This is a genomic window from Agrobacterium sp. a22-2 (assembly GCF_012276985.1).
In the GTDB taxonomy this organism is placed as follows: Bacteria; Pseudomonadota; Alphaproteobacteria; order Rhizobiales; family Rhizobiaceae; genus Allorhizobium.
Genome location: NZ_JAAXMM010000005.1, coordinates 32,541 through 57,117 on the forward strand (window position 1 = coordinate 32,541; position 24,577 = coordinate 57,117).

Below are 24,577 nucleotides of genomic sequence, written 5' to 3' on the forward strand. Positions count from 1 at the left end.
CGCCCTACCCTGCCGCCTTGAGTTCGGCACTCACTTCGGCCAGCAGCTTCTGCCCCTCGCCGCCCTGGATGCGGGCAATGTCGTCCTGGTATTTCAGCAGCGTGCCGAGCGTATCGGAAATGGTTTCCGGATCGAGCGCCAGCCGGTCGAGTTCGGTCAAGGCCGTTGCCCAGTCGATGGTTTCGGCAACGCCCGGATTCTTGAAGAGGTCGATGGTCCTGAGTTTCTGGACATAGGCGACGATCTCGGCCGACAGCGCGGCATTGCAGCCCGGCACCTTGCGGCGGATGATTTCCAGCTCCTCGGCGGCCTTGGGATAATCGACCCAGTGATAGAGACAGCGGCGCTTCAGCGCGTCATGCACCTCGCGGGTGCGGTTGCTGGTGACGATGACGATCGGCGGCGTCTCGGCGCGCACGGTACCGAATTCCGGGATGGTGACCTGGAAATCGGACAGCACTTCCAGAAGAAAGGCCTCGAAGGCCTCGTCGGTGCGGTCGAGTTCGTCGATCAGGAAGACCGGCGCCTTGCCGTTCTGGCTCTGAAGGGCCTGCAGCACCGGCCGGCGGATCAGGTAACGCTCGGAAAAGATATCGTGCTCGAGCCTGTCGCGGTCCGAGATCCCAGCCGCCTCGGACAGACGGATCTCCAGCATCTGCGCCGGATAGTTCCATTCGTAGACGGCCGAGGCGATATCGAGGCCTTCATAGCATTGCAGGCGGATCAGCGGCCGGTCGAGCGCCTTTGACAACACCTTGGCGATCTCCGTCTTGCCGACGCCCGCCTCGCCTTCCAGAAACAGCGGGCGCTGCATCTTCAGCGCCAGAAACAGCACCGTCGCCAGCGGCCGGCCGGCCAGGTAATCGCCGCTTGCCAGGAGATCGACCATGGCATCGATCGAACCGGGCATATCCTTGTTCGGCAAATGCTTGCTTGACAGATCCGGCATGGTTCCTCCCTTTTTCAAGAGAGCTTACAGGGCGCGATAGCCCCGGTCCAGATAGATCAGCGCCGGAGCCTGCGGACCGAGCCGAATGGCGGCGACCTCACCGAACAGCACCGTATGGCTCGCCGTCACCTTGCTGTCGGTGACGAAGCAGTCGAAGGAGGCGATGGCATCGGTCAGCACCGGAACGCCGGTCACCAGCGTATCCCAGCGGCCCAGCGCAAAGCGCTCATCGGTGCTCAAGCCGCCGAAACCGGCAAAGCCGTTGGCGAGCTCCTGATGATCGGCACTCAGGCAATTGAGCGAAAACCGGCCGCTCTCGAAGAACACCGCATTCTTTTCATTGGTGTTGTTGAGGCAGACCAGCAGGCTCGGCGGCTTGTCGGAGACCGAGCAGGCGGCGGTGATCGTCACGCCGCGCCGCACACCGCCCAATTCCGTGACCACCAGTTGCACATGGCCGGCATAGCGGCTCATCGCCTCGCGATAGAGGACAGGGTCCATCGGCTGTTCACTCGACAATGACATTCTCCCGGCCGTGGGCCTGCTTGCTGATCCGTGGCAAGGAATATGACGTCGAAGAGTTACGTTTTCTACTACCGCGGCAATAATTTCCTTCGCAGATGCGTGGTCATGCAAGGATTGCGGTTTGGGACCGGGCGGTTAGAATGCCGGCAGCGTTTTCCCTGAAACGGATATCCTGATACCATGACCTTCCTGCGCCACCTGCCCACGCTGCTTTGCCTGCCGGTTCTCGTAATCGCGACACCGGCCACAGCACTGACGATCGGCGTGGTCGCGCCGCAATCGGGTCCCTACCAGCTGCTCGGCCAGCAGGTGCGCGACGGTGCTGCGGCGGCAGCTGCGGCCAATGGCACGGTACTGACCTTCATCGACGAGAGCTGCGAGGCCGGCAGCGGAGCGGCGATCGCCGAACAGCTGAAGGCAGCCAAGGCGGACGCGGCCATCGGTTTTCTGTGCAGCGAAAGCCTTGACGGCGCCCTGGGGGTGTTGAGTGCTGCAAAAATCCCGGCGCTGACCCTATCGGTGCGTTGGACGATCGTCATGGAAGATGCGCTGAAACACGATTGGCCATTCTTCCGCATGGCACCCAGCGCCGATGCGGAGGCCGAGAAGCTGGTCGAAGTCATGCTGCGTGACTGGCCGGGCGAGGCCTTTGCGCTGATCGACGACGGCACGATCCACGGCCGCGAACTGGCCGATGCGATCCGGGTGTCGCTCGAAGAGCGCGGCATGAAGCCGGTCTTTGCCGATACCTATCGCCCCGGCCAGGAACAGCAGGTGGCCCTGGTGCGCAGATTGCAGAAGACCGGCGCGACCCATGTCTTCGTCGGCGGAGACCGCAATGATGTGGCGATCATCGCCCGGGATGCGGCATCCGAGGCCATTGCGCTGTCGCTGCTTGGCGGCGATGCGATGACGGCCGCCAACCAGCCGGTGCCGCTTTCCGACGGGGTCCGTGCCGTCACCCTGCCCGCTTATGCCGACGCGCCATCGGCGGCCACCGTCGCTGCGGCCTTTCGCGAGCGGAATATTGAACCGGAAGGTTATGTGCTGCCGGCCTATGCCGCCGTCACGCTGGTGAAGACGGCAGCGGACGCGGCTGCGGCCAGCGGCGCGGCACTCAGGGACAGGATCGCCAAGGGCACGTTCGAGACGGTCCTCGGGCCGATCGCCTTTACCGCCGGTCACGAACTGAAGGACAATCCGTACCGGCTGCTGGAATGGCGCGGCACGGCTTTCGTCGCGCCGACGCCGGCCACGGAATAGGCTGCCGGACGATCAGTTCGGCAAGTCGTAGGGCCAGGTGGCCTGGGAGAAGACGCCGCCATCGACCCCCAGGGTCTGGCCGGTCACGAAACCCGCCTGGTCGCTGGCCAGGAACAGCACCGGGCCGGCGATATCGAGCGGCGTGCCGACCCGGCGCAGCGGCGTCACCTTCGACCAGACCGCGTCATAATCCGGCGCCTCGTCGAGGGTACGTTCGGTCAGGATGGCACCGGGCGCCACGCAATTGACGCGGATGCCCTTCGGGCCCAGTTCGATCGCCGCCACCTTGGTGAACTGCTCGACGCCACCCTTGGAGGCGGTGTAATCGACCAGATGCGGAAAGCCGAGCTTGTTGCAGCCGGAGCCGAGATTGATGATCGAACCGGGCTTTTTCGCATCGATCATCGCCTGCGCGACGATCTTGGTGTTGAGGAAACAGCCCGTCAGGTTGGTGCGGATGACGTTGTTCCACTGCTCTTCCGTCAGATCGAGCAAAGACGACCAGGTCTGGATGCCGGCATTGTTGACCAGCACATCCGGCGCGCCGCCGAACCATTCGCAGGCCTTTTTGACAAATCCCGCCACCGCCTCGCCCTGGCCGACATCGCAGGCGAAGCCTTCGACCTTCGCGCCCTTGCGGCCCAGCGACATCACCAGGCGGTCGGCCTCGGTGGGGCTGCCGATATAGGTGAAGGCGACGGCGTAACCTGCCTCGACAAAGGACATGACCAGCTGCCGGCCTATGCCGCTGCTGCCGCCGGTGATGATCGCAAATTTCGTCATGAAGTCCTCCCCAACACGCTGTACCGCCCGGCCACCGCCGATGCATTTGCTCTTGGCCGCTCATAGCACTATCCCGGCGCGGACCGCCAGATGCGGGCAAACACCGGCCAAGCTCGACCAAGGGCATGGTTGTGACTGCCGGTTCCCGATGCTATGGCACCGCCGACAGCCACGACCATCCAAGGAGCCAACCCGATGACCCGCCCGCTTCTGATCGCCCCGTCGATCCTTGCCGCCAATTTTGCCAAGCTCGGCCAGGAAGTCGCCGATGTCACTGAGGCCGGCGCGGACTGGATCCATCTCGATGTCATGGACGGCCATTTCGTGCCCAACATCTCCTACGGTCCGGCCGTCATCAAAGCCCTGCGCCCACACACCAAGGCGGTGTTCGACTGCCATCTGATGATCTCGCCCGCCGATCCTTATCTCGAGGCCTTCGCCGATGCCGGTTGCGACGTCATCACCGTGCATGCCGAGGCCGGGCCGCATCTGCACCGCTCGCTGCAGACCATCCGGGCGCTCGGCAAGAAGGCCGGCGTGTCGATCAATCCGGCAACGCCCGTCTCGGTTCTCGAAACCGTCCTCGACGATCTCGACCTGATCCTGATCATGAGCGTCAATCCGGGCTTCGGCGGCCAGAAATTCATCCCCTATGCCGTCGACAAGATCGCCCAGGCCCATGCGCTGATCGGCAACCGGCCGATCGATCTCGAAGTCGATGGCGGCATCACGGTCGAGACGGCACCGCTTGCCACGGCGGCCGGCGCCAATGTGCTGGTGGCCGGCTCGGCGATCTTCAAGGGCGAAGGCGTTGACGATTATCGCAAAACGGTCGACAGTTTGAAAAAAGCCGCGCAAGGAGGACGCCGTTGATCATGAGGGTGAAGCGACTGGCCGCCGCCGTGCTTGCTGCACTGCTGGCAGGCCCGGTCTCAGCCGGCGATATCGCGGCCTTCTCGCCGATCGGCTTTTCGCCGGATGGCAGCATATTCGCGTTCGAGGAATATGGAATTCAGGATGGATCCGGCTTCCCCTATTCCAACATCTACGCCATCAACACCGTGGATGACACGTTCCTGCCGGGCACGCCGATCCGGACCCGCATCGACAACGAGCAGGCGGGTGTCGGGGCGGCCCGCGCGGAAAGTCTCGTCCAGGCACAGGTATGGATCGCCAAGCACAAGCTGACCGATCATCCGGGCCAGATGGTCGCCTTCGATCCGGTGAGCGAGGTCGGCGCCGATCCGCACAGCATCCGTTATCGCCCCTTCCCGGCCGAGCCAGCCATCGGCGAACCGTTCACATTGCAGATCGAGGAGTTGGAAGAGGCGCCGCCGGCGGCCTGCAAGGACGTCGTCAAGACGGTCAAGGGCTTCCGGCTGCTGTTGACCGAGCGGGACGGTGCCGCTGTCAAGGAGACGGTCTACCAGGACAGCCATGTGCCCGCCAGCCGCAATTGCCCGACCGGCTATCGCCTGGGCGGCGTGATGACCTTTCAGCCGACCAATGGCGATACGCTGCATATCGCTTTGGTCATGGTGATGAGCCACGGCTTCGAAGGGCGCGACGGACGCTGGATCGCCCTGCCGGTGCGCCCTTGACCAACGCCGACACGCAGCAACCAAGCCCCCATGATGCCAAGGTTGCGCCGGCGTGAGCGGCCTTTTGGCAAGGCTCAGGGCAGCGCGCCCGGAACGGGGCGAATGGATCATCGGTGCCGTTGTCTGGGGCGTGGCCATGGCGCTTTGCATCTGCGCATCGCTGATGCTCAACCAGCGCCTGCCGGAAGCCCACCTGCCGCGGCTTCTCCTGGTTTATTTCATCGGCGGCATGCTGGCCTGGCTTGTTAGTCTGCCGCTGATCCGGTTCTGCGCGGTCGGCCGGACAACCGAGACACGCTTTGCCGCGTCCTTCCTGTTCCTGACGATCGGCACGACAGCGGCAACCGCCTTGATCTTTGCCCTGCAATACCGTCTCTTCTACGCGCAATGGCATGCGCCGTTCGGAACCCGGATCTGGGCCTTCCAGTTCGTTTTCACCTCGGCCTCCGCCGTCTACCAGTTCGCCGTTCTCGGCCTGCGGCTCTATCTGCCGCTGGGGCTTTTGTTCCTGACGGGCGCAAGTGTGCTGCTGACCCATCGCAGCCGTTGAGATTGCCGCCGGTCTTTGCTAAAGCGGCGCCAACCGCCGCATCTTGAAAGAAAGCTGAAAGCCCATGATCCCGCGCTATTCCCGACCCGACATGGTTGCCATCTGGTCGCCGGAGACCAAGTTCCGCATCTGGTTCGAGATCGAGGCCCATGCCTGCGACGCCCTGGCTGAGCTCGGCGTCATTCCGAAATCGGCGGCTGAGACCATCTGGGAAAAAGGCGGCAGCGCCACCTTCGACGTCGCCCGCATCGACGAGATCGAGGCCGTCACCAAGCATGACGTCATCGCCTTCCTGACGCATCTGGCCGAGTTCATCGGCCCGGACAGCCGCTTCGTGCACCAGGGCATGACCTCGTCCGACGTGCTCGACACGACGTTCAACATCCAGCTGGTGCGGGCTGCAGACCTGTTGCTCATCGGCGTCGACCGCGTTCTGGCGGCGCTCAAGACCCGCGCCTTCGAGCACAAGGACACGGTGCGAATCGGCCGCAGCCATGGCATCCATGCCGAGCCGACCACCATGGGCCTGACCTTCGCCCGCTTCTACGCCGAAATGAGCCGCAACCGCGCTCGCCTGGTTGCGGCCCGCGCGGAAGTCGCCACCGGCGCGATCTCGGGCGCCGTCGGCACCTTTGCCAATATCGACCCGGCTGTCGAGGAGCATGTCTGCGCCAAGCTCGGCCTCACCCCCGAGCCGGTCTCGACCCAGGTCATTCCGCGCGACCGCCATGCGATGTTCTTCGCAACACTCGGCGTCATCGCCTCGTCGATCGAGAATGTGGCGATCGAGATCCGTCACATGCAGCGCACCGAAGTTCTGGAGGCGGAAGAATTCTTCTCGCCCGGCCAGAAGGGCTCGTCGGCCATGCCGCACAAGCGCAATCCGGTGCTGACCGAGAATCTCACCGGCCTTGCCCGGCTGGTGCGTATGTCTGTGGTGCCGGCGCTGGAAAACGTGGCGCTGTGGCACGAGCGCGACATCAGCCATTCGAGCGTCGAGCGGGCGATCGGCCCGGACACGACGATCACGCTGGATTTCGCCCTGAACCGCCTGGCCGGCGTGGTCGAAAAGCTGGTGATCTACCCGGAAAACATGTTGAAGAACATGAACAAGTTCCGCGGCCTGGTGATGAGCCAGCGGGTGCTGCTGGCGCTCACGCAAGCCGGCGTCAGCCGCGAGGATTCCTACCGCCTGGTGCAGCGCAATGCGATGCGCGTCTGGGAAAAGGGTGCCGACTTCCTTGAGGAATTGCTGGCCGACGAGGAGGTGCGGGCCGCCCTGCCCGAGGCCGAGATCCGTGAAAAGTTCGATCTTGGCTACCACACCAAACATGTCGACACGATCTTCAAGCGGGTCTTCGGCTAGGATCAGGTTCATCGAAGACGTGGCGGAGGCCCGGCGTCGCCGGGCCTTTTCCACCCGAAAGCCTGTAAGACCTTGACGCAACCGAAGACGATACGCAGATAAGGCCCATGAAGGCATCCGACGCACATATTCTCATCGTTCCCGGCTACACCAATTCCGGACCGGACCACTGGCAGACCCGCTGGCAGAACAAGCTTTCAACGGCGCGCCGCGTCGAGCAGGCCGAATGGTCGAAGCCGGTGCGCGAAGACTGGGTTCAGCGCCTTGTCGAAGAGGTCAATGCCTCGACCAAGCCCGTGGTGCTGGTGGCGCATTCTCTTGGCGTTGCGACCGCGATCCATGCCATTCCGCATTTCAAGGCGCCGGTTGCCGGTGCCTTTCTCGTGGCGCCGCCGGATGTCGCCAATCCCGCGATCCGGCCGAAGCACCTGATGACCTTCGGGCCCTATCCACGCGATCCCCTGCCCTTTCCGTCGATGACCATTGCCAGCCGTAACGATCCGTTCGGCACTTACGAGCACGCCGAGGACATCGCCAATGCCTGGGGTTCGATGCTGATCGATGCCGGCGAAGCGGGACACATCAATGCCGATTCCGGCCATGGCCCCTGGCCGGAAGGCACGATGGTCTTCGCCCAGTTCCTGAGCCGCCTTAAGCCGTGACCGAGAAGGCATGGGCAGTCGCAGAGGCTCTTTGCGCCAAATGTGGCAATTCCAGACGGAATGCTCAGATTTAACCTGACGAATTAAATCCACCTTAAGCAACATTCGCTAGCTTGCCTCAACCTAGGATGTAAGCGAGACGAAGAGTTGCCCTTGCGCGCGCCTGAACCCGCAGAAGCACACGATCATGCAGCCGCCCGTTTCGGCTGGCTTTTTGATTACCTGCCACTGCCCGCCGCGGTGCTCCGCCATGATGGAGGCCTGGAGGCCGTCAATCCGCTGTTCTGCGATCTCTGCGGCCGGGGTGAATGGCATCTGCTCGGCACGTCGCTTGCCGATCTCGTCCACCCAGATGATCGGCCAATCTTTCAAGCCATGTTGACGTCGGCCATGCCAGCAGCTCGCAAAACGGGACAGCTGGAACTGCGCCTCGTCGACACAAAGGGCCGTGATCGTTGGGTGATGGCGTCGATCGGTGTTCTGGACCAGGGGACCGGCGGTTCACTTCCTTCCCTGATCGTTCAATTCACCGATGTAAGCGCTCACAAAGCTGAGATGGCCAACCTTGCCGAGGCCGAGAGCCGCTGGAATTTTGCGCTGGTCTGCTCCGCATCCGGCGTCTGGGATCATCGCCTTGATAATGGCCAGATGTATTACTCGGAGATCTGGCGCAAGATCCGCGGGCTGGAGCCGGGCGATCCCTATCCGCCGACGACCGAGGAATGGCTGGAACTGGTCCATCCGGACGACCGGGTCGGTGTGTTGCACAGTATCGAGCGGCAGAATGCCGGCGATCCTGACTATACGACATTCGAATATCGGGAGCGCCACAAGGATGGCCGGTGGATCTGGATCGAGTGCCGCGGCGCCTGCGTCGAATGGGATGCGGAGGGTCGGCCGGCACGGATCATTGGTACAGACACCGATATCACCGGCCGCAAAGTGTCGGAGGAAATGCTGGCACGCATGTCGCGTCGGCTGAAACTGGCACTCGAGGTTTCACGCGTCGGGGTCTTCGAAACCGATTTCGATGCCGGCACGTCGAACTGGGACGAAGGCATGCTGGCCATCTTCGGCCTGGACCGCCAATGCTCGGAGAAGACGGTCGAGATCGGCGGCGTTTGGGAAGCAATGCTGCATCCCGACGATGCCCAGCGACTTTTCGAACGGGTCGATTATCACGTCCAGAACCTGCTGCCGTTTTCCGACGAATACCGCATCATCCTCGATGACGGTTCGGAACGATACATCCGCTCACGCACCATGCCGTTCATCGATAGCGATGGGCATCGCAAGATGATCGGCGCCAATTGGGACGTCACGGCAGATCTTGCCCTGCATCGCGAGTTGGAACGGGCAAAAAACCTGGCCGAGGCGCGCACCTGCGAATTGGAAATCACCAAGGCGCATATCGAGCATATCGCGCTGCACGACCACCTGACCGATCTGCCGAACCGGCGCTATCTCGACGAGATGCTGGACCGACTGGCGCAGGACTGTGCCGGCCAAGGCGGCGGCATTGCGGTGCTGCATATCGATCTCGACCGGTTCAAGCAGATCAACGACACACTGGGTCACAATGCCGGCGATATGATGCTGAAGCACGCGTCGAAAGTGCTGAAGGCCAATATACGCGACGGGGATTTCGTGGCGCGTATCGGTGGAGACGAATTCGTCTTTATTGCACGTTTCGACGGCTCGATGCGCAAGCTCTCCAACCTGGCCGACCGGATCATCGACAAGATGCGCCGGCCGGTGACCTATGAAAGCCATGAGTGCCGGATCGGCGCCAGCATCGGCATCGCATTTAGCAACGGCCCGCAGACCGACGCGCGGCAATTGCTGCTGAATGCCGACATCGCGCTTTACCATGCCAAGAACCGCGGCCGGAACCGGCACGAGTTCTTCTCAAGGGACTCGCACAGCCAGATGGTCACCACCAAGCGCGTCTCGGACGAGATTCTGCGCGGACTGGAATTCGATGAATTCACGCCTTTCTACCAGTTCCAGTTCGACGCCCGGACCCTTGATATCGTCGGCGTCGAAACCCTTGCGCGGTGGCGGCATCCGACACGCGGCATTCTGACCCCTGACAAGTTTCTGAGCATTGCCGACGACCTCGACGTGGTCGCGATCATCGACGGCGTGATCCTCGACAAGGCGCTTGTCGATTTCGGCAAATGGCGGGCCAAGGGCCTGGCCATTCCGAAACTGTCGGTGAACGTATCGTCGCGGCGCCTGCATGACCCGGCCCTGAAGAAAGCGCTCAGCGCATTGGTGATGGAGCCGGGAACCGTATCGTTCGAACTGTTGGAATCGACCTTTCTCGACGAATACGACGATCAGGTCGTCGAGAACCTCGCGCATCTCCAGCAGATGGGCATCGATATCGAGATCGACGATTTCGGCACCGGCCATGCCTCGATCGTCAGCCTGTTGCGGCTCAATCCCCGCACCTTGAAGATCGACCGGCAGTTGATCCAGTCGATCACGACCTCCCATGAACAGCGCAAGCTGGTCGGCTCGATCATCGATATCGGCCATTCGCTGAACATCCGCGTCATCGCGGAAGGAGTGGAAACGCCGGAACACGCCCAGGTCCTGCTCGAACTCGGCTGCGACACGCTGCAGGGCTTCGGTCTCGCCCGGCCCATGGCTTACAGGGATATTCAGGCCTTCATCGCCGCGCAATCCTGGCGCAAAGGCATGCTCGACCCAACACTGCGCCATTGAACAGGCGGACCGGGCGCGGCCTATTGCAATCTCCAAAACAAAAAAAGCGCGCGTCGACCGGGTCGCGCGCGCTTGTTCGTTGTCGAAGGTCGCTTAGTTGTTCTGGAGCTGATCGACGGCCTGGGCCAGAAGCTCCAGCATCTTGGCGCGGATTTCGTCGTCGCTGACGGTCACGCCGCCAGCCGTCAGGTCGCCGCGTACCTTGCGGAACACATCCTCGTCGCCGGCTTCTTCGAAATCGGACGCGACCACTTCCTTGGCATAAGCGTCCGCATCGGCATGGCCGAGCAGGCCGGCTGCCCAAAGACCAAGCAGTTTGTTGCGGCGCGCTTCCGCCTTGAACTTGAGCTCCTGGTCATGCGCGAACTTGTTTTCAAAAGCTTTTTCGCGATCACTGATGCCGCTCATCTGCGTCTCCCAAAATAATGCCGTGGATTGCGGGGTTTGTTTCCCCCATTAATCAAAAGCCTGTACAAAGTGCAATGCACCGTTTGTCGATTCTAAGGCCTATTCCCATTTGGACGAAATAAAGGGAAGGAACAACAGCCGCATTGTGAAAACCGTCGGTTTCCGCTATGGGACCGCTTCAATGATCGACCCCACGCGTCCCTCGAGCGACGCCAACAGCAGAGACAACCAGCCATGAACCGTCGCCGCCGTATTTACGAAGGCAAGGCAAAGATCCTTTATGAAGGACCGGAGCCGGGCACGCTGATCCAGTTCTTCAAGGACGACGCCACCGCGTTCAACAAGAAGAAGCATGATGTCATCGACGGCAAGGGTGTCCTGAACAACCGAATTTCGGAATATGTGTTCACGCATCTGAACAAGATCGGCATCCCCACCCATTTCATCCGCCGCCTCAACATGCGCGAGCAGTTGATCAAGGAAGTGGAGATCATTCCGCTTGAGATCGTCGTGCGCAACGTGGCGGCCGGTTCGCTGTCGAAGCGCCTCGGCATCGAGGAAGGCGTGGTCCTGCCGCGCTCGATCATCGAGTTCTACTACAAGTCCGACGCGCTCGAGGACCCGATCGTCTCCGAAGAGCACATCACCGCCTTCGGCTGGGCCAATCCCGCCGAACTCGACGACATCATGGCACTGGCCATTCGCGTCAACGACTTCCTGAGCGGCCTCTTCCTCGGCATCGGCATCCAGCTTGTCGACTTCAAGATCGAATGCGGCCGCCTTTACGAAGGCGACATGATGCGCATCATCCTGGCCGACGAGATCTCGCCCGACAGCTGCCGGCTGTGGGATATCGAGACCAACGAAAAGCTCGACAAGGACCGCTTTCGCCAGGATCTCGGCGGATTGCTGGAAGCCTATCAGGAAGTCGCACGCCGTCTCGGCATCATCAACGAGAACGAGCCGCTGCGCGGTACCGGACCGGTTCTGGTCAAGTAACAACGGAGAGAGTGGAAGTGATCAAGGCACGCGTGACCGTCACACTGAAAAATGGCGTTCTCGACCCGCAGGGCAAGGCGATCGAAGGCGCGCTCGGCGCCCTCGGTTTCGACGGCGTCGGACATGTCCGCCAGGGCAAGGTTTTCGACCTGGAACTGGAAGGCACCGACACGGCCAAGGCGGAAGCCGACCTCAAGGCGATGTGCGAAAAGCTGCTCGCCAACACGGTCATCGAGAACTATACTATCGCTCTCGCCTAACGGTTGAAGGGTGATGCGATGGCTGAAGTCACAAGAGACATGATCTTCACTGAGATCCTCAGGCTGGATGATCGTGTGGCGGAAACAACAGCAAGCATGCAGGAACTCCTGCAGTTCATGAAGGATATGAATCGCGAATTGGCTGAGGGCCGAGCCCAGACAGAGGCTCTCAAGAAATCGCTGTTCGGCAACCGGTTCGATCATCAAGGAGCGTTGCTTGGCTGAGGTTACGCAGGAGCTTGTTCAGGAACTCTTGCGCCGCCTCCATCAGAGAGCGGACAAATCAGACAATACAGCGCACGATCTGCGGAACGAATTGAACTCCATGCGCTTGGTCATTCATGCGCATCAGAACGACATAAACAATCTCTACACGATGCTGCATCAGTTGGATGCGCGGCTAGAGAGAATAGAAAATCGGCTGGAGTTGCGTGAACTCCAGGAAGCACAATCAAGGTTCGAGCCACATCCATGAAATCAGCCGTCGTTCAACTTCCAGGCCTCAATCGCGACCGTGACATGCTGGCGGCGCTGACCAAGATTTCCGGCCATGCACCGATCACCGTTTGGCAGACCGAGACCGAAATCCCCGATGTCGACCTGATCGTCATTCCCGGCGGCTTTTCCTATGGCGACTATCTGCGCTGCGGTGCCATTGCGGCGCGCATGCCGGTGATGCAGGCGATCAAGGCCAAGGCGGAACAGGGCGTCAAGGTTCTCGGCGTCTGCAACGGCTTCCAGATCCTGGTCGAAGCCGGCATGTTGCCCGGCGCGCTGATGCGCAACGCATCACTGAAGTTCGTGTGCCGCGAGATCAAGCTGAAAGTGGTCAACGACGAGACCGACTTTACCCGCGCCTATGCCAAGGGCCAGGTGATCCGCTGCCCGGTCGCCCATCATGACGGCAATTATTTCGCCGACACCGAGACGCTGAAGAGCATCGAGGACAATGGCCAGGTGGTGTTCCGCTATGCCGACGGCACCAATCCGAACGGTTCGATGAACGACATTGCCGGCGTCATCAATGCGCGCGGCAATGTGCTGGGCATGATGCCGCACCCGGAAAACCTGATCGAGGCGGCCCATGGCGGCAATGACGGCCGCGGTATTTTTGCCTCGGCACTCGACGTAATCGCTGCTTAACGGTCAGCGTGATAGGGAGGGCGAAAGCCCCAACCGGAAGCAGTTCATGCGCATTGCCCTTACCGTCTTCGCCTCCCTCGGCCTCTTGGCCCTTACCTCCTGCCAGTCGAAGGAACCGGCTCCGGCCAGTGGACAATCGGCGCTCGATGTCATGGAGAAGGTGGCGGTCGGTGCAAACCGTTGCTGGATCAAATCCGGCGATGCGGCCTTCAAGGCCTATGAGATGGCGCCGGAGCTCAATTCGTTCAGCGGCAAGCCGCGTTTCCTGCTGGTGCGCCGCGGCAGCCGGGACATTCGCCCGGTTCTGGTCGTGCAGGCCGAAGGCCGGCCTGCCAAGCTCAGCGCGTTCGGCCCGATGATGGGCGAGCCGGTGGCGGGGCGTATCGCCACCGACGTCAAGCGCTGGGCGGCCAGCGACAAGGGCTGCTGAGCCGCAAGGCCGAATCGGCGAACGGCCGAGGCGGAAAACTGACCGTTTACTCCCTTTCTGAAACGCGCCATTCTTCTCTGTGATTCGAGACGAAGCAGAAGTGAGAGCGGCATGGCGCCACCCTTAGATTCCGGCAAAGGCCGCCTTTGCACGGCGGTTTTGTGTCTTTTCCTCGCTGCCACCCAAGGCGCTGAAGCCGCCGATCAGAAAATCTTCGACGAAATGCGCTTCGGCCTCGTGGGGTCGGTCGCCGATGGTGACAATGCCGAGGATGGCGTGGCCGCCGAATTCACCGTCTTCTTTGATCCTCTTGGCCGGGATGAGGCGAGCGGCCTGCGCGAAAGCCTGATGCGTCCGCGGGTTCATCTTGGCGCCGAGCTGGGGATTGCCGGATCTGCAAGCCAGGCCTTCGCCGGCCTGAGCTGGACCGTCGACCTCACAGACAGAATCTTTGCGGAAGCGGGATTCGGCGGACTGATCCATGACGGCACCCTTGATGACAATGCCTCAGGACCGGGCCTTGGCTGTCGTGGCCTCTTCAGGGAATATGCCGCACTGGGTTACAACCTCGATCGAAACTGGCGCGTCATGGCGCAGGTCGAGCATGCGTCCCACGCCAATCTCTGCGACGATCCCAATGACGGCTTTACGCGTGCCGGAATGCTTGTCGGCTATCGATTCTAGCCTCGACAGATTGATCGACATCGCCCTGCCCGTTTCATTGCCATTTCCGATTGCTTTACCGCCAGAACGGCTGGCTTGCCTCGTGGATGGCCTGGGGCCGTGTCAGACCGATATCGCGCAATTGCTCGTCGGTGAGTTCCGCCAGCGTGTTGCGGCTGCGGCGCTTGTCAATCCGTGTCATGCACCAGGACCAACCGGCGGACAGCACACCCGCCCGCCTTGTCGGCGGCGCCTTCGTCTCGGCGGAACCGCTTGCCAACGATTGACATCCAGACATTGTATCGATTGCACTCATAACTTTCCAGCCAATCCTTCGATTTCGGACAGCAATGCTGATAACTTGACAAGGATATCGATACAATATAGTCAATTGTCACCATGACAAATTGGATTCCCAATCTCTCCGCGGGTTCCGGTCCGCTTTACAGTCGGCTTGCCGATCAGATCGAGCGGGCGATTTCGGACGGCGCCTTGCCGCCCGGCGCCAAACTGCCGCCACAGCGCAATCTTGCCTATGATCTCGGGGTGACAATCGGCACAATCGGCCGCGCCTATACGATGATCCGCGAGCGGGGGCTGGTCAGCGGCGAAGTTGGGCGCGGCACCTATGTGCTGGACCGTTCATCAGAGGCGCCGGACGCGGCCCTTGATCCGGTGAGCGTCAACCTGGCCGGCACGCGCGTTATCAATGCGCCACCTGGCAAGACCCGCTTCGACAGCACGGCAGCCCCGGATATCGGCCAAGGCGTGATCCTTGGCCGGATGTTTGCCGAGATGATGCGCGACCATCCATCCGAGATTTCCAGTTACACCCGCAGCTTTCCGCAAACCTGGTTCGAGGCAGGCCAGACATGGCTGTCGCGCGGTCCTTGGTCGCCGGAGATCGACAGTATCGTGCCGACGCTCGGCGCCCATGCCGGCGTCATGGCGGTTCTGTCTGCCGTGACCGCGCCTGGCGACAAGATCGTCTTCGAGAACCTCACCTATTCGCAGATCAGCCGCAGCGCCGGCTTGATCGGCCGCCGCAGCATACAGGTGGAATCGGATGAACACGGGCTGATCCCGGAGGATTTCGAACGGGTCTGCGCGCAGCAACACCCGAGAGCTGCCTTCCTGATGCCAACGGCGCAGAACCCCACGGTCGCGACACTGTCGCTCAAACGGCGCCAGCAGATCGCCGAGATCGCCCGGACCCATTCCGTCTGGCTGATCGAGGACAATCTCTACGGCTCGATGGCCGATGACGATCTGCCGCTGCTGGCGGAGCTTGCGCCTGACCGCACCTTCCTGGTCGGCGGCCTGTCGAAATCGGTGGCGGCGGGCGTGCGCGGCGGCTGGGTCGCCTGCCCCCCACATTTCAGCCAGCGCATCCGCATCGCCCACAAGATGGTGACCGGCGGCATCCCGTTCATGCTGGCGGAAATCTGCGCGCGGCTGGTCCTGTCGGGCGAGGCTGCGGCCATTCGCCGGAAATGTATCGACGAGATCAATGCCCGCCAGCGCATCGCCCACGAGATCCTGTCGGGCCTCGACTACCAGTCGTTGCCCAACATTCCGTTCCTGTGGTTGAAATTGCCCGAGCCCTGGCTTTCCGGCACATTCCGCAATGCCGCTCTTGATGCCGGCGTTCTCGTCGATGACGAAGACGAGTTCAAGGCGGGCCGACCGGACAAGGTCTTCCACCGGGCCCGCATCGGCTATTCTGCTCCGGCCAACCGCGAAGAGGTGCGCCAGGGCATGCTGACCCTGCGCCGCCTGCTCGACAATGGTCGGTCGGGCTATGACAGTTACGCCTGATGGCCTGCATCCGGCTGTATCTGGTGGATTGCCGCGCATTCGCGGCAACAAGACAACACTTTCCTGTCGCACCGGCTGACAGCATGCGCTAAAGAGACGTCAGAACCTCTCCTGAACGGATCTGACGGCACCGATGACGATTTCCAATTCCCGCCCCATCACTCCCGACCTGATTGCCAGCCATGGCCTGAAGCCGGACGAGTATCAGCGCATCCTGGACCTGATCGGCCGCGAGCCGACGTTCACGGAGTTGGGCATCTTTTCCGCCATGTGGAACGAGCATTGTTCCTACAAATCCTCCAAGCGCTGGCTGCGCACCCTGCCGACCACAGGCGTCCGGGTCATCCAGGGCCCCGGCGAAAATGCCGGCGTGGTCGATATCGATGACGGCGATGTCGTTGTGTTCAAGATGGAGAGCCACAACCACCCGTCCTATATCGAGCCTTATCAGGGGGCTGCGACCGGGGTCGGCGGCATCCTGCGCGACGTCTTCACCATGGGTGCACGGCCGATCGCCGCGATGAACGCGCTGCGCTTCGGGGCACCGGACCATGCCAAGACCCGCCATCTGGTCTCGGGCGTGGTCGCTGGCGTCGGCGGCTACGGCAATTCCTTCGGCGTTCCGACGGTTGGCGGCGAAGTCGAATTCGACGCGCGCTACAACGGTAATATCCTGGTCAACGCCTTTGCGGCGGGCCTTGCCAAGTCCGACGGTATCTTCCTGTCGGAAGCCAAAGGCGTCGGCCTGCCGGTCGTCTATCTCGGCGCCAAGACCGGGCGCGACGGCGTCGGCGGCGCGACCATGGCGTCTGCCGAATTCGACGAATCGATCGAGGAAAAGCGCCCGACCGTCCAGGTCGGCGACCCCTTCACCGAAAAATGCCTGTTGGAAGCCTGCCTTGAGCTGATGCAGACCGGCGCCGTCATCGCCATCCAGGACATGGGTGCGGCCGGGTTGACCTGTTCGGCAGTTGAAATGGGCGCCAAGGGCGATCTCGGCATCGAACTCGACCTCGATACCGTGCCGGTGCGCGAAGACCGCATGACGGCCTATGAGATGATGCTGTCGGAAAGCCAGGAGCGTATGCTCATGGTTCTTGAGCCCTCCAAGGAAGAGGTCGCCAAGGCGATCTTCGTCAAGTGGGGCCTCGACTTTGCCATCGTCGGCAAGACCACCGACGATCTGCGTTTCCGTGTTATCCACCAGGGCGAGGAAGTCGCCAATCTGCCGATCAAGGATCTGGGCGACCAGGCACCGGAATATGACCGGCCGTGGCGCGAGCCCGCCAAGCGTGCCCCCCTGCCCGCCAATCTGGTGGCCGAACCGGCCGACTACGGCGCGGCGCTGCTCAAGCTGGTCGGTTCGCCGAACCAGTCGAGCCGCCGCTGGGTCTACGAGCAATATGACACGCTGATCCAGGGCAATTCGCTGCAGCTGCCAGGCGGCGACGCCGGCGTGGTGCGCGTCGACACCCATCCGAAGAAGGCGCTGGCCTTCTCGTCGGACGTCACCCCGCGCTATGTCGAGGCGGATCCGTTCGAAGGCGGCAAGCAGGCCGTGGCCGAATGCTGGCGCAACATTACGGCGACCGGCGCCGAGCCGCTGGCGGCCACCGACAACCTCAATTTCGGCAATCCGGAAAAGCCGGAGATCATGGGCCAGCTGGTCAAGGCGATCGAGGGCATCGGCGAAGCCTGCCGGGCACTCGATTTCCCGATCGTTTCCGGCAATGTGTCGCTCTACAACGAGACCAACGGCATCGCCATCCTGCCGACCCCGACCATTGCCGGCGTCGGCTTGCTTCCCGACTGGAGCCGCATGGCGAAGATCGGCACGGCCAAGGACGGCGACCATGTCCTGATGATCGGCGTCGATGGCTCGCATCTGGGCTCTTCGGTTTACCTGCGCGACATCGTCGGCGTGGTGGATGGTCCGGCACCTGAGGTCGACCTGCATGCCGAACGCCGCAATGGCGACTTCGTGCGCTCGGCGATCCGCAATGGCCAGGTGACCGCCTGCCACGACATTTCGAGCGGCGGCCTTGCCACCACCCTTGCCGAAATGGCCATGGCCTCGGACAGGGGCATGACCATCGATCTGTCAGAATGCCGCGGCATGGCACATGCCTTGCTGTTCGGCGAGGACCAGGCCCGTTACGTGCTGGCCGTTCCGGCCGAGCTTGCCAATTTCATCTGCGCCAATGCCGAAGGCTCGGGCGTTCCGTTCCGCCGGCTCGGCACGGTGGGCGGCACGGTACTTTCGGTCCACGGCCTCTTTGCCCTGCCGATTGACCAATTGCGCCGGGCCCATGAATCGTGGTTCCCTGATTTCATGAATGGCGAGGCCAACCAGCTCGCCGCTGCAGAGTAAGACGAAGAACAAGGAGCTTGCCCATGGCCATGAACCCCGGCGACATCGAAGACATGATCAAGGCAGGCATTCCCGGCGCCAAGGTGGTCATCCGTGACCTGGCCGGCGACGGCGACCATTATGCGGCCGAGGTCGTGGCGGAAGCCTTCCGCGGCAAGACCCGCGTTCAGCAACACCAGATGGTCTATGACGCCCTCAAGGGCAATATGGGCGGCGTGCTGCACGCACTCGCCCTGCAGACCTCCATTCCCGAGCTTTGACAGGCACAACAGGCACACGGCCCATGGCGAATATTATCGGTACGTTTTTCAGTTCACTGGTGAAATCCATTTCCGACGAGCTGTCCCAGTCGAAACGACGGCAGCCCCGGGTCGATGCCCCGACGATTGCTGCCAAGAAGAAGCTGGCGGCAGAAAAGGAACTGGCGCGCAGCAAGCGGGCCCGCAACGCCCGCCGCGTCACCCGAAAGAGCCGCTAAGGCATCATTTGCGGGGCAGGCGCGATGACGGACGGCGGTCAGAAACGCTTTCGTTTCAATTCGGGCTGGAATTTGTCGCGTCGCATGCTATCTAGAGAACAGATTTCAAGCAGCGGATCTTGACCCCGCATGTGAAAGGAACAGACCTATGAGCGGAATTCACGACCTCATCGACAATGAAGTGAAAAGCAACGATGTCGTTCTTTTCATGAAAGGCACGCCCCAGTTTCCGCAGTGTGGCTTCTCCGGCCAGGTCGTGCAGATTCTCGACTACCTCGGCGTCGACTACAAGGGCGTCAATGTGCTGGCAGACGCGGAAATCCGCCAGGGCATCAAGGATTATTCGAACTGGCCGACCATTCCGCAGCTCTATGTCAAGGGCGAGTTTGTCGGCGGCTGCGACATCATCCGGGAAATGTTCCAGGCCGGCGAGCTTCAGGGCCATCTTCAGGAACAGGGCATCAGCGTTCGCGGCGCGGCATAAACTGTCGCCACGCCCCTTTGTTTGAAGGGGCCGGACCACATGCGTTTCATTGCACAAAAGGCGTTGCGTCAAGCAACGCCTTATTGCCGTTTTAGGATCCAATTTTATGACACAACCGTCACAAACGGCCCCTGCCGCCTTGAAAGGCATGGGCAAAGTCGAATTCATTGCCATGATGGCCCTTTTGATGGCGCTGAATGCGCTGGCCATCGATATCATGCTGCCGGGTCTTCAGGAGATCGGCCAGTCGCTGGCCGTCGTGAACGAGAACCACCGGCAATATGTCGTGACCGCCTATCTGATCGGCTTCGGCGTCGCGCAGCTGTTCTACGGCCCGATCGCCGACCGCTTCGGCCGCCGCAAGCCGATGATCTTCGGCCTTGGCATCTATGTCCTCTCGTCGCTGGCCGTCGTCTTTGTGCCGTCCTTTGCCGGGCTTCTCGTGCTGCGTTTCATTCAGGGCATCGGTTCGGCCGCCACCCGGGTCATCACCATCTCGATCGTCCGCGACATTTACGGCGGGCGGCAGATGGCGGAAGTCATGTCGCTGATCATGATGGTGTTCATGGTGGTACCGGTGATTGCGCCGGGCACGGGCCAGGTGGTCATGCTGCTCGGCCACTGGCATCTGATCTTCATCTTCATGGCATTTGCGGCCTTTGCCGTGGGGCTGTGGATGTATCTGCGCCTGCCGGAAACCCTGTCTCCGACCGATACGAGGCCCTTCACGGTGACGTCGATCCTGGCCGGCTTCAAGATCGTGCTGACCAACCGCGTCGCGCTTTGCTACACGATTGCCAGCACCTTCATCTTCGGCGCGCTGTTCGGTTTCATCAATTCCGCCCAGCAGGTCTATGTCGGCATCTATAAGCTCGGCGTCTTGTTCCCGGTCGCCTTTGCCGCCGTTGCCCTGTTCATGGCGCTGTCGTCCTTCGTCAACGCCAAGCTGGTCGGCCGCATCGGCATGCGGCGGCTGTCGCATGCCTCGCTGCTCGGCTTCATCGCCATCACCTTCGTGTGGTTTCTCGGCCAGTATTTCGGCCCGCAGCCGATGCCGTTCGCGATCTTCATCACGCTGTTCTCGCTGGCCATGTTCCAGTTCGGCTGGATCGGCTCGAACTTCAACTCGCTGGCCATGGAGCCGCTCGGCCATGTGGCGGGCACGGCATCGTCGGTGCTTGGCTTCATGGGAACGGTCGGCGGATCGCTGATCGGCGCGATGATCGGCCAGGCCTATGACGGAACGGCCCTGCCGATGGTCACCGGCTACTTCGTCGTGTCGCTGATCGGATTGATCTTCGTGCTGATCGGCGAAAAAGGCCGGTTGTTCCAGGCGCAGAACGCACCACGCTGACAAGCCACGGCAGACACAAAAAGGCCCGGAGCGATCCGGGCCTTTTTCGTTAGACAGTGAAGATCTTGTCGCGCAGTTCCCGCCAGGCGTCCTCGTCGGCGGCAATCAGCAGCCCGCCTGATGTGTGATGGGGTAGATAGGGCGAACCGTCGAAGCGAGCGGCATGGGCCCCGGCCTCCTGCACCATCAGCGTGCCGGCCAGGTGGTCCCAGGGCATCAGCTTGTTGTACATGGCAAAGTCCATATGGCCCTGGCACAGGATGCGGTATTCGTGGGCGGCGCAGCGATAGCTGGTGAACAGCCTGACGTCGGCGAGATTGGACAGAATCCTGCGCCGGGTGTCGATGTCGAAGAAGCCGGTATTGGCGATGCCGATCATCTGCGCCAGCGGTTGGGAGGGGCGCATGAACATCTGCTCCTGGGAACCGTCCGGCTTGCACAGCCAAGCGCCAGAGCCCTTCTCGGCAATCGCCCAGTCGTTGCCGAGCGGATCGAAGATGATGCCGGCCACCGTCTCGCCGGCTTTCACCACGCTCATCATCACCCCGAACAGCGGCAGGCCGGCGGCGAAATTGAATGTGCCGTCGATCGGATCGACGATCACGGCAAGCTCGGCATCGGCAATCTTCTCAAGGATGGACGGGTCGGCCGCCACCGCCTCCTCGCCGATGAAGACGGCATCGGGCAGGATTTCGGCGACGCGGGCGCGGATCAGCCGTTCGGCCGCCTCATCCGCCTCGGTAACGACGTCGATAGCCTCGGACTTCATCCGCACATCGCCATCGCCGAGATTGCGAAAACGCGGCATGATCTCGGTATAGGCTGCCTCCTGCAGCAGATTGGCAAAAGCGGCAATATCGAGTTCAGCCATGGTCGTTATTCCTTTGTGCTGGTCAGGCCTGAAAAGTCGAAGAGTTTCGGATCGAGCAGATGGGACGGGTTGACGTGGCCGAGCGCCCGCAGCATGGCGTCCTTGCGGCCCGGCATCTTCGCCTCGATACCGGCCAGCATCTCCTTCATCAGATTGCGCTGCAGGCCGTCCTGGGAGCCGCAGAGGTCGCAGGGGATGATCGGGAACTGCATGGCGGCCGCGAATTTCGCCATGTCGTCCTCGGCGGCATAGGCAAGCGGCCGCAGCACCAGCATGTCGCCTTCGTCGTTCATCAGCTTGGCCGGCATGGCGGCAAGGCGGCCGCCATGGAAGAAGTTCATGAAGAAGGTCTCGAGAATGTCTTCGCGGTGATGGCCGAGCACCAGCGCGTCGCAGCCCTCCTCGCGGGCGATGCGGTAGAGATTGCCGCGCCTCAGCCGCGAACAGAGCGCGCAATAGGTGGCGCCCTCCGGCACTTTCTCCTTCACGATCGAATAGGTGTCGCGATATTCGATACGATGGGCGACGCCGATCGATTTCAGATAGTCCGGCAGGACGTGTTTCGGGAAGTTGGGCTGGCCCTGGTCGAGATTGCAGGCGATCAATTCAACCGGCAGAAGGCCGCGCCATTTGAGATCGAGCAGCAGCGCCAGAAGGCCATAGCTGTCCTTGCCGCCCGACAGGCCGATCAGCCAGCGGCGCTGGTCCTTCAGCATGTCGAAATCGCCGATCGCCTGGCGGACCTGGCGCAGCAGGCGCTTGCGCAGCTTGTTGAACGAGACGGAGCTTTGGGCCGCCGCAAACAGCGGATGGCGTAGCGCTTCGTCAGCGCCGTCGTCTGCAAGCTCGGCGGTGGTGCCTTCAACCGCGCGCATATCCATTGGCAAGCCTCTCGACGGTTAAACCCTATGCGGCGTCTCGCGCCCGCATGGCCATGCTGTCCCGGCCCATCAGCTCCGCAAATTCCACCGCGCGGGCGGCGACCAGCGGATCGCGGGCCTGCAACAAGGCATCACCATGGCCGGGATGGCACATGACGACCATGCCATGCTGCCCCCGCTCTTTAAGGAAGTTCATGAGAGGAGGAAAGGCCTGAGGCTGCAACCAGTCGTAAAAACCTGCGAGCGGCCCCTTGACCGGATAGCCCGCTGCGCGCATCTGCCGGTCAAAGCCCCGCGCCATGAGCGCTACAATGGCCACCTTGGCCCGTAGCGTGAGGGTTGGCGCGAAGGTAAGGCTTGGGGCGCCGCGCAACCAAGGCAAGGACCCAAGCGATTGCAGATGGGCTTTGCGGCTCAGAAACCAGCGACGCACGACCGGTAGGAAATGCACGTGCTGATGACCGTCGATATAGGCCGGGCCATGGCCCATGGCTGCGACGAAGGCGGCCAGCTGCTCATCCAGTTCGGCATGGATGGCGCTCTCCTCGCCCTGCCCGCCAAACGCTGCCAGCAAGCGCTGTTTGAGCGGTGGCATCGCCACGGTGTCTGGACCTGCCGTCAGCGGTCGAAAATCGGTCAGGGTCAGATGCAGGCCGATGCTGGTGCGGTCCGATGGTGCCAGCTCCAGCAGTTTTTCGGCTTCCTCCGGCCATTCCGGAAACAGCGTCATGCAGCCGGTTCCGGTGAGTTTTCCGGCGATCAGCAATTCGCGGATGGCGCGGCTGACGCCCGGCGACAGGCCGTAGTCGTCGGCAACCAGGACAAAGCGCCGGTCAGGCGTTCCGTCCGGCAGACGCCGGCCGCCGAGGCTCATCCCTTGGCATCCGATTTGTGCAGCCGGCGAACGATGTAAAGTGGGCGATCCTTGGCTTCGCTGACGGCGACCCAGACATATTCGCCCAGCAGGCCGAGCAGCGCGAGGTTCAAACCACCCAGCACGGAGACAGCCGACATGATGCTCGGAAAGCCCGGCACGTCAGCGCCGAAGATCAGCGTCGAGATGATGATTTCAAGGCCATAAAGCATGCCGAGAATGCCGATCACGAAGCCAAACAGCGAGACGAAACGCAGTGGAATAGCCGAAAATGAGGTGATGCCTTCCAGCGACAGGGCGACAAGCGCCAGCCTCGACCATTTCGTTGCGCCGGCACTGCGGACATCCGGCGTGTAGTAGATGCCCTTCTGCCGAAACCCGGTCCAGGCATAGAGCCCCTTGTTGAAACGGCGGCGGTCACGCACCCGCAGCAGCGCATCGACGGCCGGACGACGCATGATGCGGAAATCGCCGGCGTTTTCCGGGATGATGAAGCGCTGCTTGGAATTGATCATCCAATAGAAGAAACTGCCGGCAATGGCCTTTTTCATCGACTGTTTGTGGCGGTCGTCGCGGATCGAATAGACCACGTCGAGATCGTCATCGGCCAGAAGTGTCGAGATCAGTTCCATGCAGACGTCATAGGGATGCTGCAAGTCGGCATCGACCATCATCACGTAGTCGCCGCGGCTTTCCTCGATGCCGGCGAACAGCGCAATCTCCTTGCCGAAATTGCGGCTGAGTTCGACGATGCGCCATTGCCCATCAAGCTTTTCACGGTAAATTTTGATGCTGTCGTCCGTGCTGCCGTCATCGACCAGAACCAGTTCCAGATCCAGGTCATGAAGCTTTTTGACTTCCGCGCCGAGCCTTTTCGCGAACGTGGCGAATTCCAGAGCGGAATCGCGCTCGTTCAAGAAAGGTGCAACGATCGTCAGTAAGGCCATGTCCTTCTCCGGTCATCTTGGAGCCAGACATTTACATACGGCATTTTATTTCATTTTCTTTAAATGCGGCGCCCGAAATCCAGTGATCTACTGCCGGAAAGGGCTTGAAGCAGAAATTGCGCCCACGAGATCGAAAAAACGCGCCAACACGTTTCCGTGATCAC

The 24,577-nt window shown here is 61.7% G+C and carries 29 protein-coding genes; 20 read left to right on the plus strand and 9 right to left on the minus strand.

What is annotated here, in order from left to right; genetic code table 11:
• Positions 1 to 4: 4 nt before the first annotated feature.
• Positions 5 to 910, minus strand: a complete 906-nt coding sequence (locus HFC70_RS09105; protein ID WP_168473200.1) for a MoxR family ATPase — start codon at positions 908 to 910, stop codon at positions 5 to 7.
• A gap of 63 nt (positions 911 to 973) precedes the next feature.
• On the minus strand, positions 974 to 1,474 hold the full coding sequence (locus HFC70_RS09110) for a flavin reductase (protein WP_168472930.1): 501 nt from the start codon (positions 1,472 to 1,474) through the stop codon (positions 974 to 976).
• Between the two features lie 180 nt (positions 1,475 to 1,654).
• Here HFC70_RS09110 and HFC70_RS09115 point away from each other — a divergent pair, with 180 nt between their 5' ends.
• Positions 1,655 to 2,737 (plus strand): branched-chain amino acid ABC transporter substrate-binding protein, encoded by a 1,083-nt coding sequence (locus HFC70_RS09115; RefSeq protein WP_168472931.1) that lies wholly within the window; start codon positions 1,655 to 1,657, stop codon positions 2,735 to 2,737.
• A gap of 12 nt (positions 2,738 to 2,749) precedes the next feature.
• On the opposite strand, the gene HFC70_RS09120 is transcribed toward HFC70_RS09115, so the two are convergent.
• Positions 2,750 to 3,520 carry an SDR family NAD(P)-dependent oxidoreductase gene (locus tag HFC70_RS09120; protein ID WP_168472932.1) on the minus strand — a complete coding sequence of 257 codons (771 nt, stop codon included), beginning with the start codon at positions 3,518 to 3,520 and terminating at the stop codon, positions 2,750 to 2,752.
• A gap of 195 nt (positions 3,521 to 3,715) precedes the next feature.
• On the opposite strand from HFC70_RS09120, the gene rpe reads away from it, so the two are divergent.
• The 6 genes from rpe to HFC70_RS09150 all read left to right on the plus strand — a co-directional run bounded on the left by rpe (position 3,716) and on the right by HFC70_RS09150 (position 10,432).
• Positions 3,716 to 4,393 carry a ribulose-phosphate 3-epimerase gene (gene rpe, locus HFC70_RS09125; RefSeq protein WP_168472933.1) on the plus strand — a complete coding sequence of 226 codons (678 nt, stop codon included), beginning with the start codon at positions 3,716 to 3,718 and terminating at the stop codon, positions 4,391 to 4,393.
• A gap of 2 nt (positions 4,394 to 4,395) precedes the next feature.
• The gene (locus HFC70_RS09130) at positions 4,396 to 5,121 is read left to right on the plus strand and encodes a DUF2259 domain-containing protein (RefSeq protein WP_168473201.1); all 726 of its coding nucleotides are present in this window, start codon (positions 4,396 to 4,398) and stop codon (positions 5,119 to 5,121) included.
• A 52-nt stretch (positions 5,122 to 5,173) separates the two neighbouring features.
• Positions 5,174 to 5,671: a hypothetical protein gene (locus tag HFC70_RS09135; RefSeq protein WP_368669594.1), complete on the plus strand. Its 498-nt coding sequence runs from the start codon at positions 5,174 to 5,176 to the stop codon at positions 5,669 to 5,671.
• 64 nt (positions 5,672 to 5,735) lie between these two features.
• Entirely contained in the window at positions 5,736 to 7,037 is a 1,302-nt protein-coding gene (gene purB / locus HFC70_RS09140; protein WP_168472934.1) for an adenylosuccinate lyase, read from the plus strand.
• Positions 7,038 to 7,144: 107 nt separating this feature from the next.
• Positions 7,145 to 7,699 carry an alpha/beta hydrolase gene (locus HFC70_RS09145; protein ID WP_168472935.1) on the plus strand — a complete coding sequence of 185 codons (555 nt, stop codon included), beginning with the start codon at positions 7,145 to 7,147 and terminating at the stop codon, positions 7,697 to 7,699.
• 153 nt (positions 7,700 to 7,852) lie between these two features.
• Positions 7,853 to 10,432 (plus strand): EAL domain-containing protein, encoded by a 2,580-nt coding sequence (locus HFC70_RS09150; protein WP_168472936.1) that lies wholly within the window; start codon positions 7,853 to 7,855, stop codon positions 10,430 to 10,432.
• 93 nt (positions 10,433 to 10,525) lie between these two features.
• Here the strand turns inward: HFC70_RS09150 and HFC70_RS09155 are convergent, their stop codons facing one another.
• Positions 10,526 to 10,840, minus strand: coding sequence for a DUF1476 domain-containing protein (locus HFC70_RS09155; RefSeq protein WP_168472937.1), 315 nt, complete (start codon positions 10,838 to 10,840; stop codon positions 10,526 to 10,528).
• 234 nt (positions 10,841 to 11,074) lie between these two features.
• Here HFC70_RS09155 and purC point away from each other — a divergent pair, with 234 nt between their 5' ends.
• The 7 genes from purC to HFC70_RS09190 all read left to right on the plus strand — a co-directional run bounded on the left by purC (position 11,075) and on the right by HFC70_RS09190 (position 14,356).
• Positions 11,075 to 11,839: a phosphoribosylaminoimidazolesuccinocarboxamide synthase gene (purC, locus tag HFC70_RS09160; protein WP_168472938.1), complete on the plus strand. Its 765-nt coding sequence runs from the start codon at positions 11,075 to 11,077 to the stop codon at positions 11,837 to 11,839.
• Positions 11,840 to 11,856: 17 nt separating this feature from the next.
• Positions 11,857 to 12,099, plus strand: a complete 243-nt coding sequence (gene purS / locus HFC70_RS09165; RefSeq protein ID WP_168472939.1) for a phosphoribosylformylglycinamidine synthase subunit PurS — start codon at positions 11,857 to 11,859, stop codon at positions 12,097 to 12,099.
• A gap of 18 nt (positions 12,100 to 12,117) precedes the next feature.
• A complete protein-coding gene (locus HFC70_RS09170; protein ID WP_168472940.1) occupies positions 12,118 to 12,324 on the plus strand; it encodes a hypothetical protein in 207 nt (68 codons plus the stop codon).
• Positions 12,317 to 12,574 carry a hypothetical protein gene (locus HFC70_RS09175; RefSeq protein ID WP_168472941.1) on the plus strand — a complete coding sequence of 86 codons (258 nt, stop codon included), beginning with the start codon at positions 12,317 to 12,319 and terminating at the stop codon, positions 12,572 to 12,574. Before HFC70_RS09170 ends, HFC70_RS09175 begins: the two co-directional genes overlap by 8 nt.
• Complete coding sequence (purQ, locus tag HFC70_RS09180) at positions 12,571 to 13,242, plus strand: phosphoribosylformylglycinamidine synthase subunit PurQ (protein ID WP_168472942.1); 672 nt, start codon at positions 12,571 to 12,573, stop codon at positions 13,240 to 13,242. The genes HFC70_RS09175 and purQ overlap by 4 nt, the downstream gene beginning before the upstream one ends.
• Before the next feature lie 46 nt (positions 13,243 to 13,288).
• Positions 13,289 to 13,672, plus strand: a complete 384-nt coding sequence (locus HFC70_RS09185; protein ID WP_168472943.1) for a hypothetical protein — start codon at positions 13,289 to 13,291, stop codon at positions 13,670 to 13,672.
• Between the two features lie 111 nt (positions 13,673 to 13,783).
• Positions 13,784 to 14,356 (plus strand): acyloxyacyl hydrolase, encoded by a 573-nt coding sequence (locus HFC70_RS09190; protein ID WP_168472944.1) that lies wholly within the window; start codon positions 13,784 to 13,786, stop codon positions 14,354 to 14,356.
• A gap of 55 nt (positions 14,357 to 14,411) precedes the next feature.
• Here the strand turns inward: HFC70_RS09190 and HFC70_RS26785 are convergent, their stop codons facing one another.
• Positions 14,412 to 14,537 (minus strand): DUF1127 domain-containing protein, encoded by a 126-nt coding sequence (locus tag HFC70_RS26785; RefSeq protein ID WP_210259210.1) that lies wholly within the window; start codon positions 14,535 to 14,537, stop codon positions 14,412 to 14,414.
• 197 nt (positions 14,538 to 14,734) lie between these two features.
• On the opposite strand from HFC70_RS26785, the gene HFC70_RS09200 reads away from it, so the two are divergent.
• The 6 genes from HFC70_RS09200 to HFC70_RS09225 all read left to right on the plus strand — a co-directional run bounded on the left by HFC70_RS09200 (position 14,735) and on the right by HFC70_RS09225 (position 20,840).
• Positions 14,735 to 16,153, plus strand: coding sequence for a PLP-dependent aminotransferase family protein (locus tag HFC70_RS09200; protein ID WP_168472946.1), 1,419 nt, complete (start codon positions 14,735 to 14,737; stop codon positions 16,151 to 16,153).
• Between the two features lie 133 nt (positions 16,154 to 16,286).
• A complete protein-coding gene (gene purL, locus HFC70_RS09205) occupies positions 16,287 to 18,524 on the plus strand; it encodes a phosphoribosylformylglycinamidine synthase subunit PurL (RefSeq protein WP_168472947.1) in 2,238 nt (745 codons plus the stop codon).
• Between the two features lie 23 nt (positions 18,525 to 18,547).
• Positions 18,548 to 18,784 carry a BolA/IbaG family iron-sulfur metabolism protein gene (locus HFC70_RS09210; protein ID WP_168472948.1) on the plus strand — a complete coding sequence of 79 codons (237 nt, stop codon included), beginning with the start codon at positions 18,548 to 18,550 and terminating at the stop codon, positions 18,782 to 18,784.
• 23 nt (positions 18,785 to 18,807) lie between these two features.
• Complete coding sequence (locus tag HFC70_RS09215) at positions 18,808 to 19,002, plus strand: hypothetical protein (RefSeq protein ID WP_168472949.1); 195 nt, start codon at positions 18,808 to 18,810, stop codon at positions 19,000 to 19,002.
• A 148-nt stretch (positions 19,003 to 19,150) separates the two neighbouring features.
• On the plus strand, positions 19,151 to 19,486 hold the full coding sequence (grxD, locus tag HFC70_RS09220; RefSeq protein WP_168472950.1) for a Grx4 family monothiol glutaredoxin: 336 nt from the start codon (positions 19,151 to 19,153) through the stop codon (positions 19,484 to 19,486).
• 148 nt (positions 19,487 to 19,634) lie between these two features.
• Positions 19,635 to 20,840, plus strand: a complete 1,206-nt coding sequence (locus tag HFC70_RS09225) for a multidrug effflux MFS transporter (RefSeq protein WP_168473203.1) — start codon at positions 19,635 to 19,637, stop codon at positions 20,838 to 20,840.
• A 49-nt stretch (positions 20,841 to 20,889) separates the two neighbouring features.
• Here HFC70_RS09225 and HFC70_RS09230 read toward each other — a convergent pair whose 3' ends face one another.
• Genes HFC70_RS09230 through HFC70_RS09245 form a run of 4 tightly spaced genes read right to left on the minus strand, consistent with a single transcriptional unit; the run spans position 20,890 to position 24,413 of the window.
• Complete coding sequence (locus HFC70_RS09230; RefSeq protein WP_168472951.1) at positions 20,890 to 21,711, minus strand: inositol monophosphatase family protein; 822 nt, start codon at positions 21,709 to 21,711, stop codon at positions 20,890 to 20,892.
• 5 nt (positions 21,712 to 21,716) lie between these two features.
• Complete coding sequence (gene ttcA / locus HFC70_RS09235; RefSeq protein ID WP_168473204.1) at positions 21,717 to 22,586, minus strand: tRNA 2-thiocytidine(32) synthetase TtcA; 870 nt, start codon at positions 22,584 to 22,586, stop codon at positions 21,717 to 21,719.
• A 31-nt stretch (positions 22,587 to 22,617) separates the two neighbouring features.
• Entirely contained in the window at positions 22,618 to 23,466 is an 849-nt protein-coding gene (locus HFC70_RS09240; RefSeq protein WP_168472952.1) for a ChbG/HpnK family deacetylase, read from the minus strand.
• Positions 23,463 to 24,413, minus strand: a complete 951-nt coding sequence (locus tag HFC70_RS09245; protein WP_168472953.1) for a glycosyltransferase family 2 protein — start codon at positions 24,411 to 24,413, stop codon at positions 23,463 to 23,465. Before HFC70_RS09245 ends, HFC70_RS09240 begins: the two co-directional genes overlap by 4 nt.
• Positions 24,414 to 24,577 lie beyond the last annotated feature (164 nt).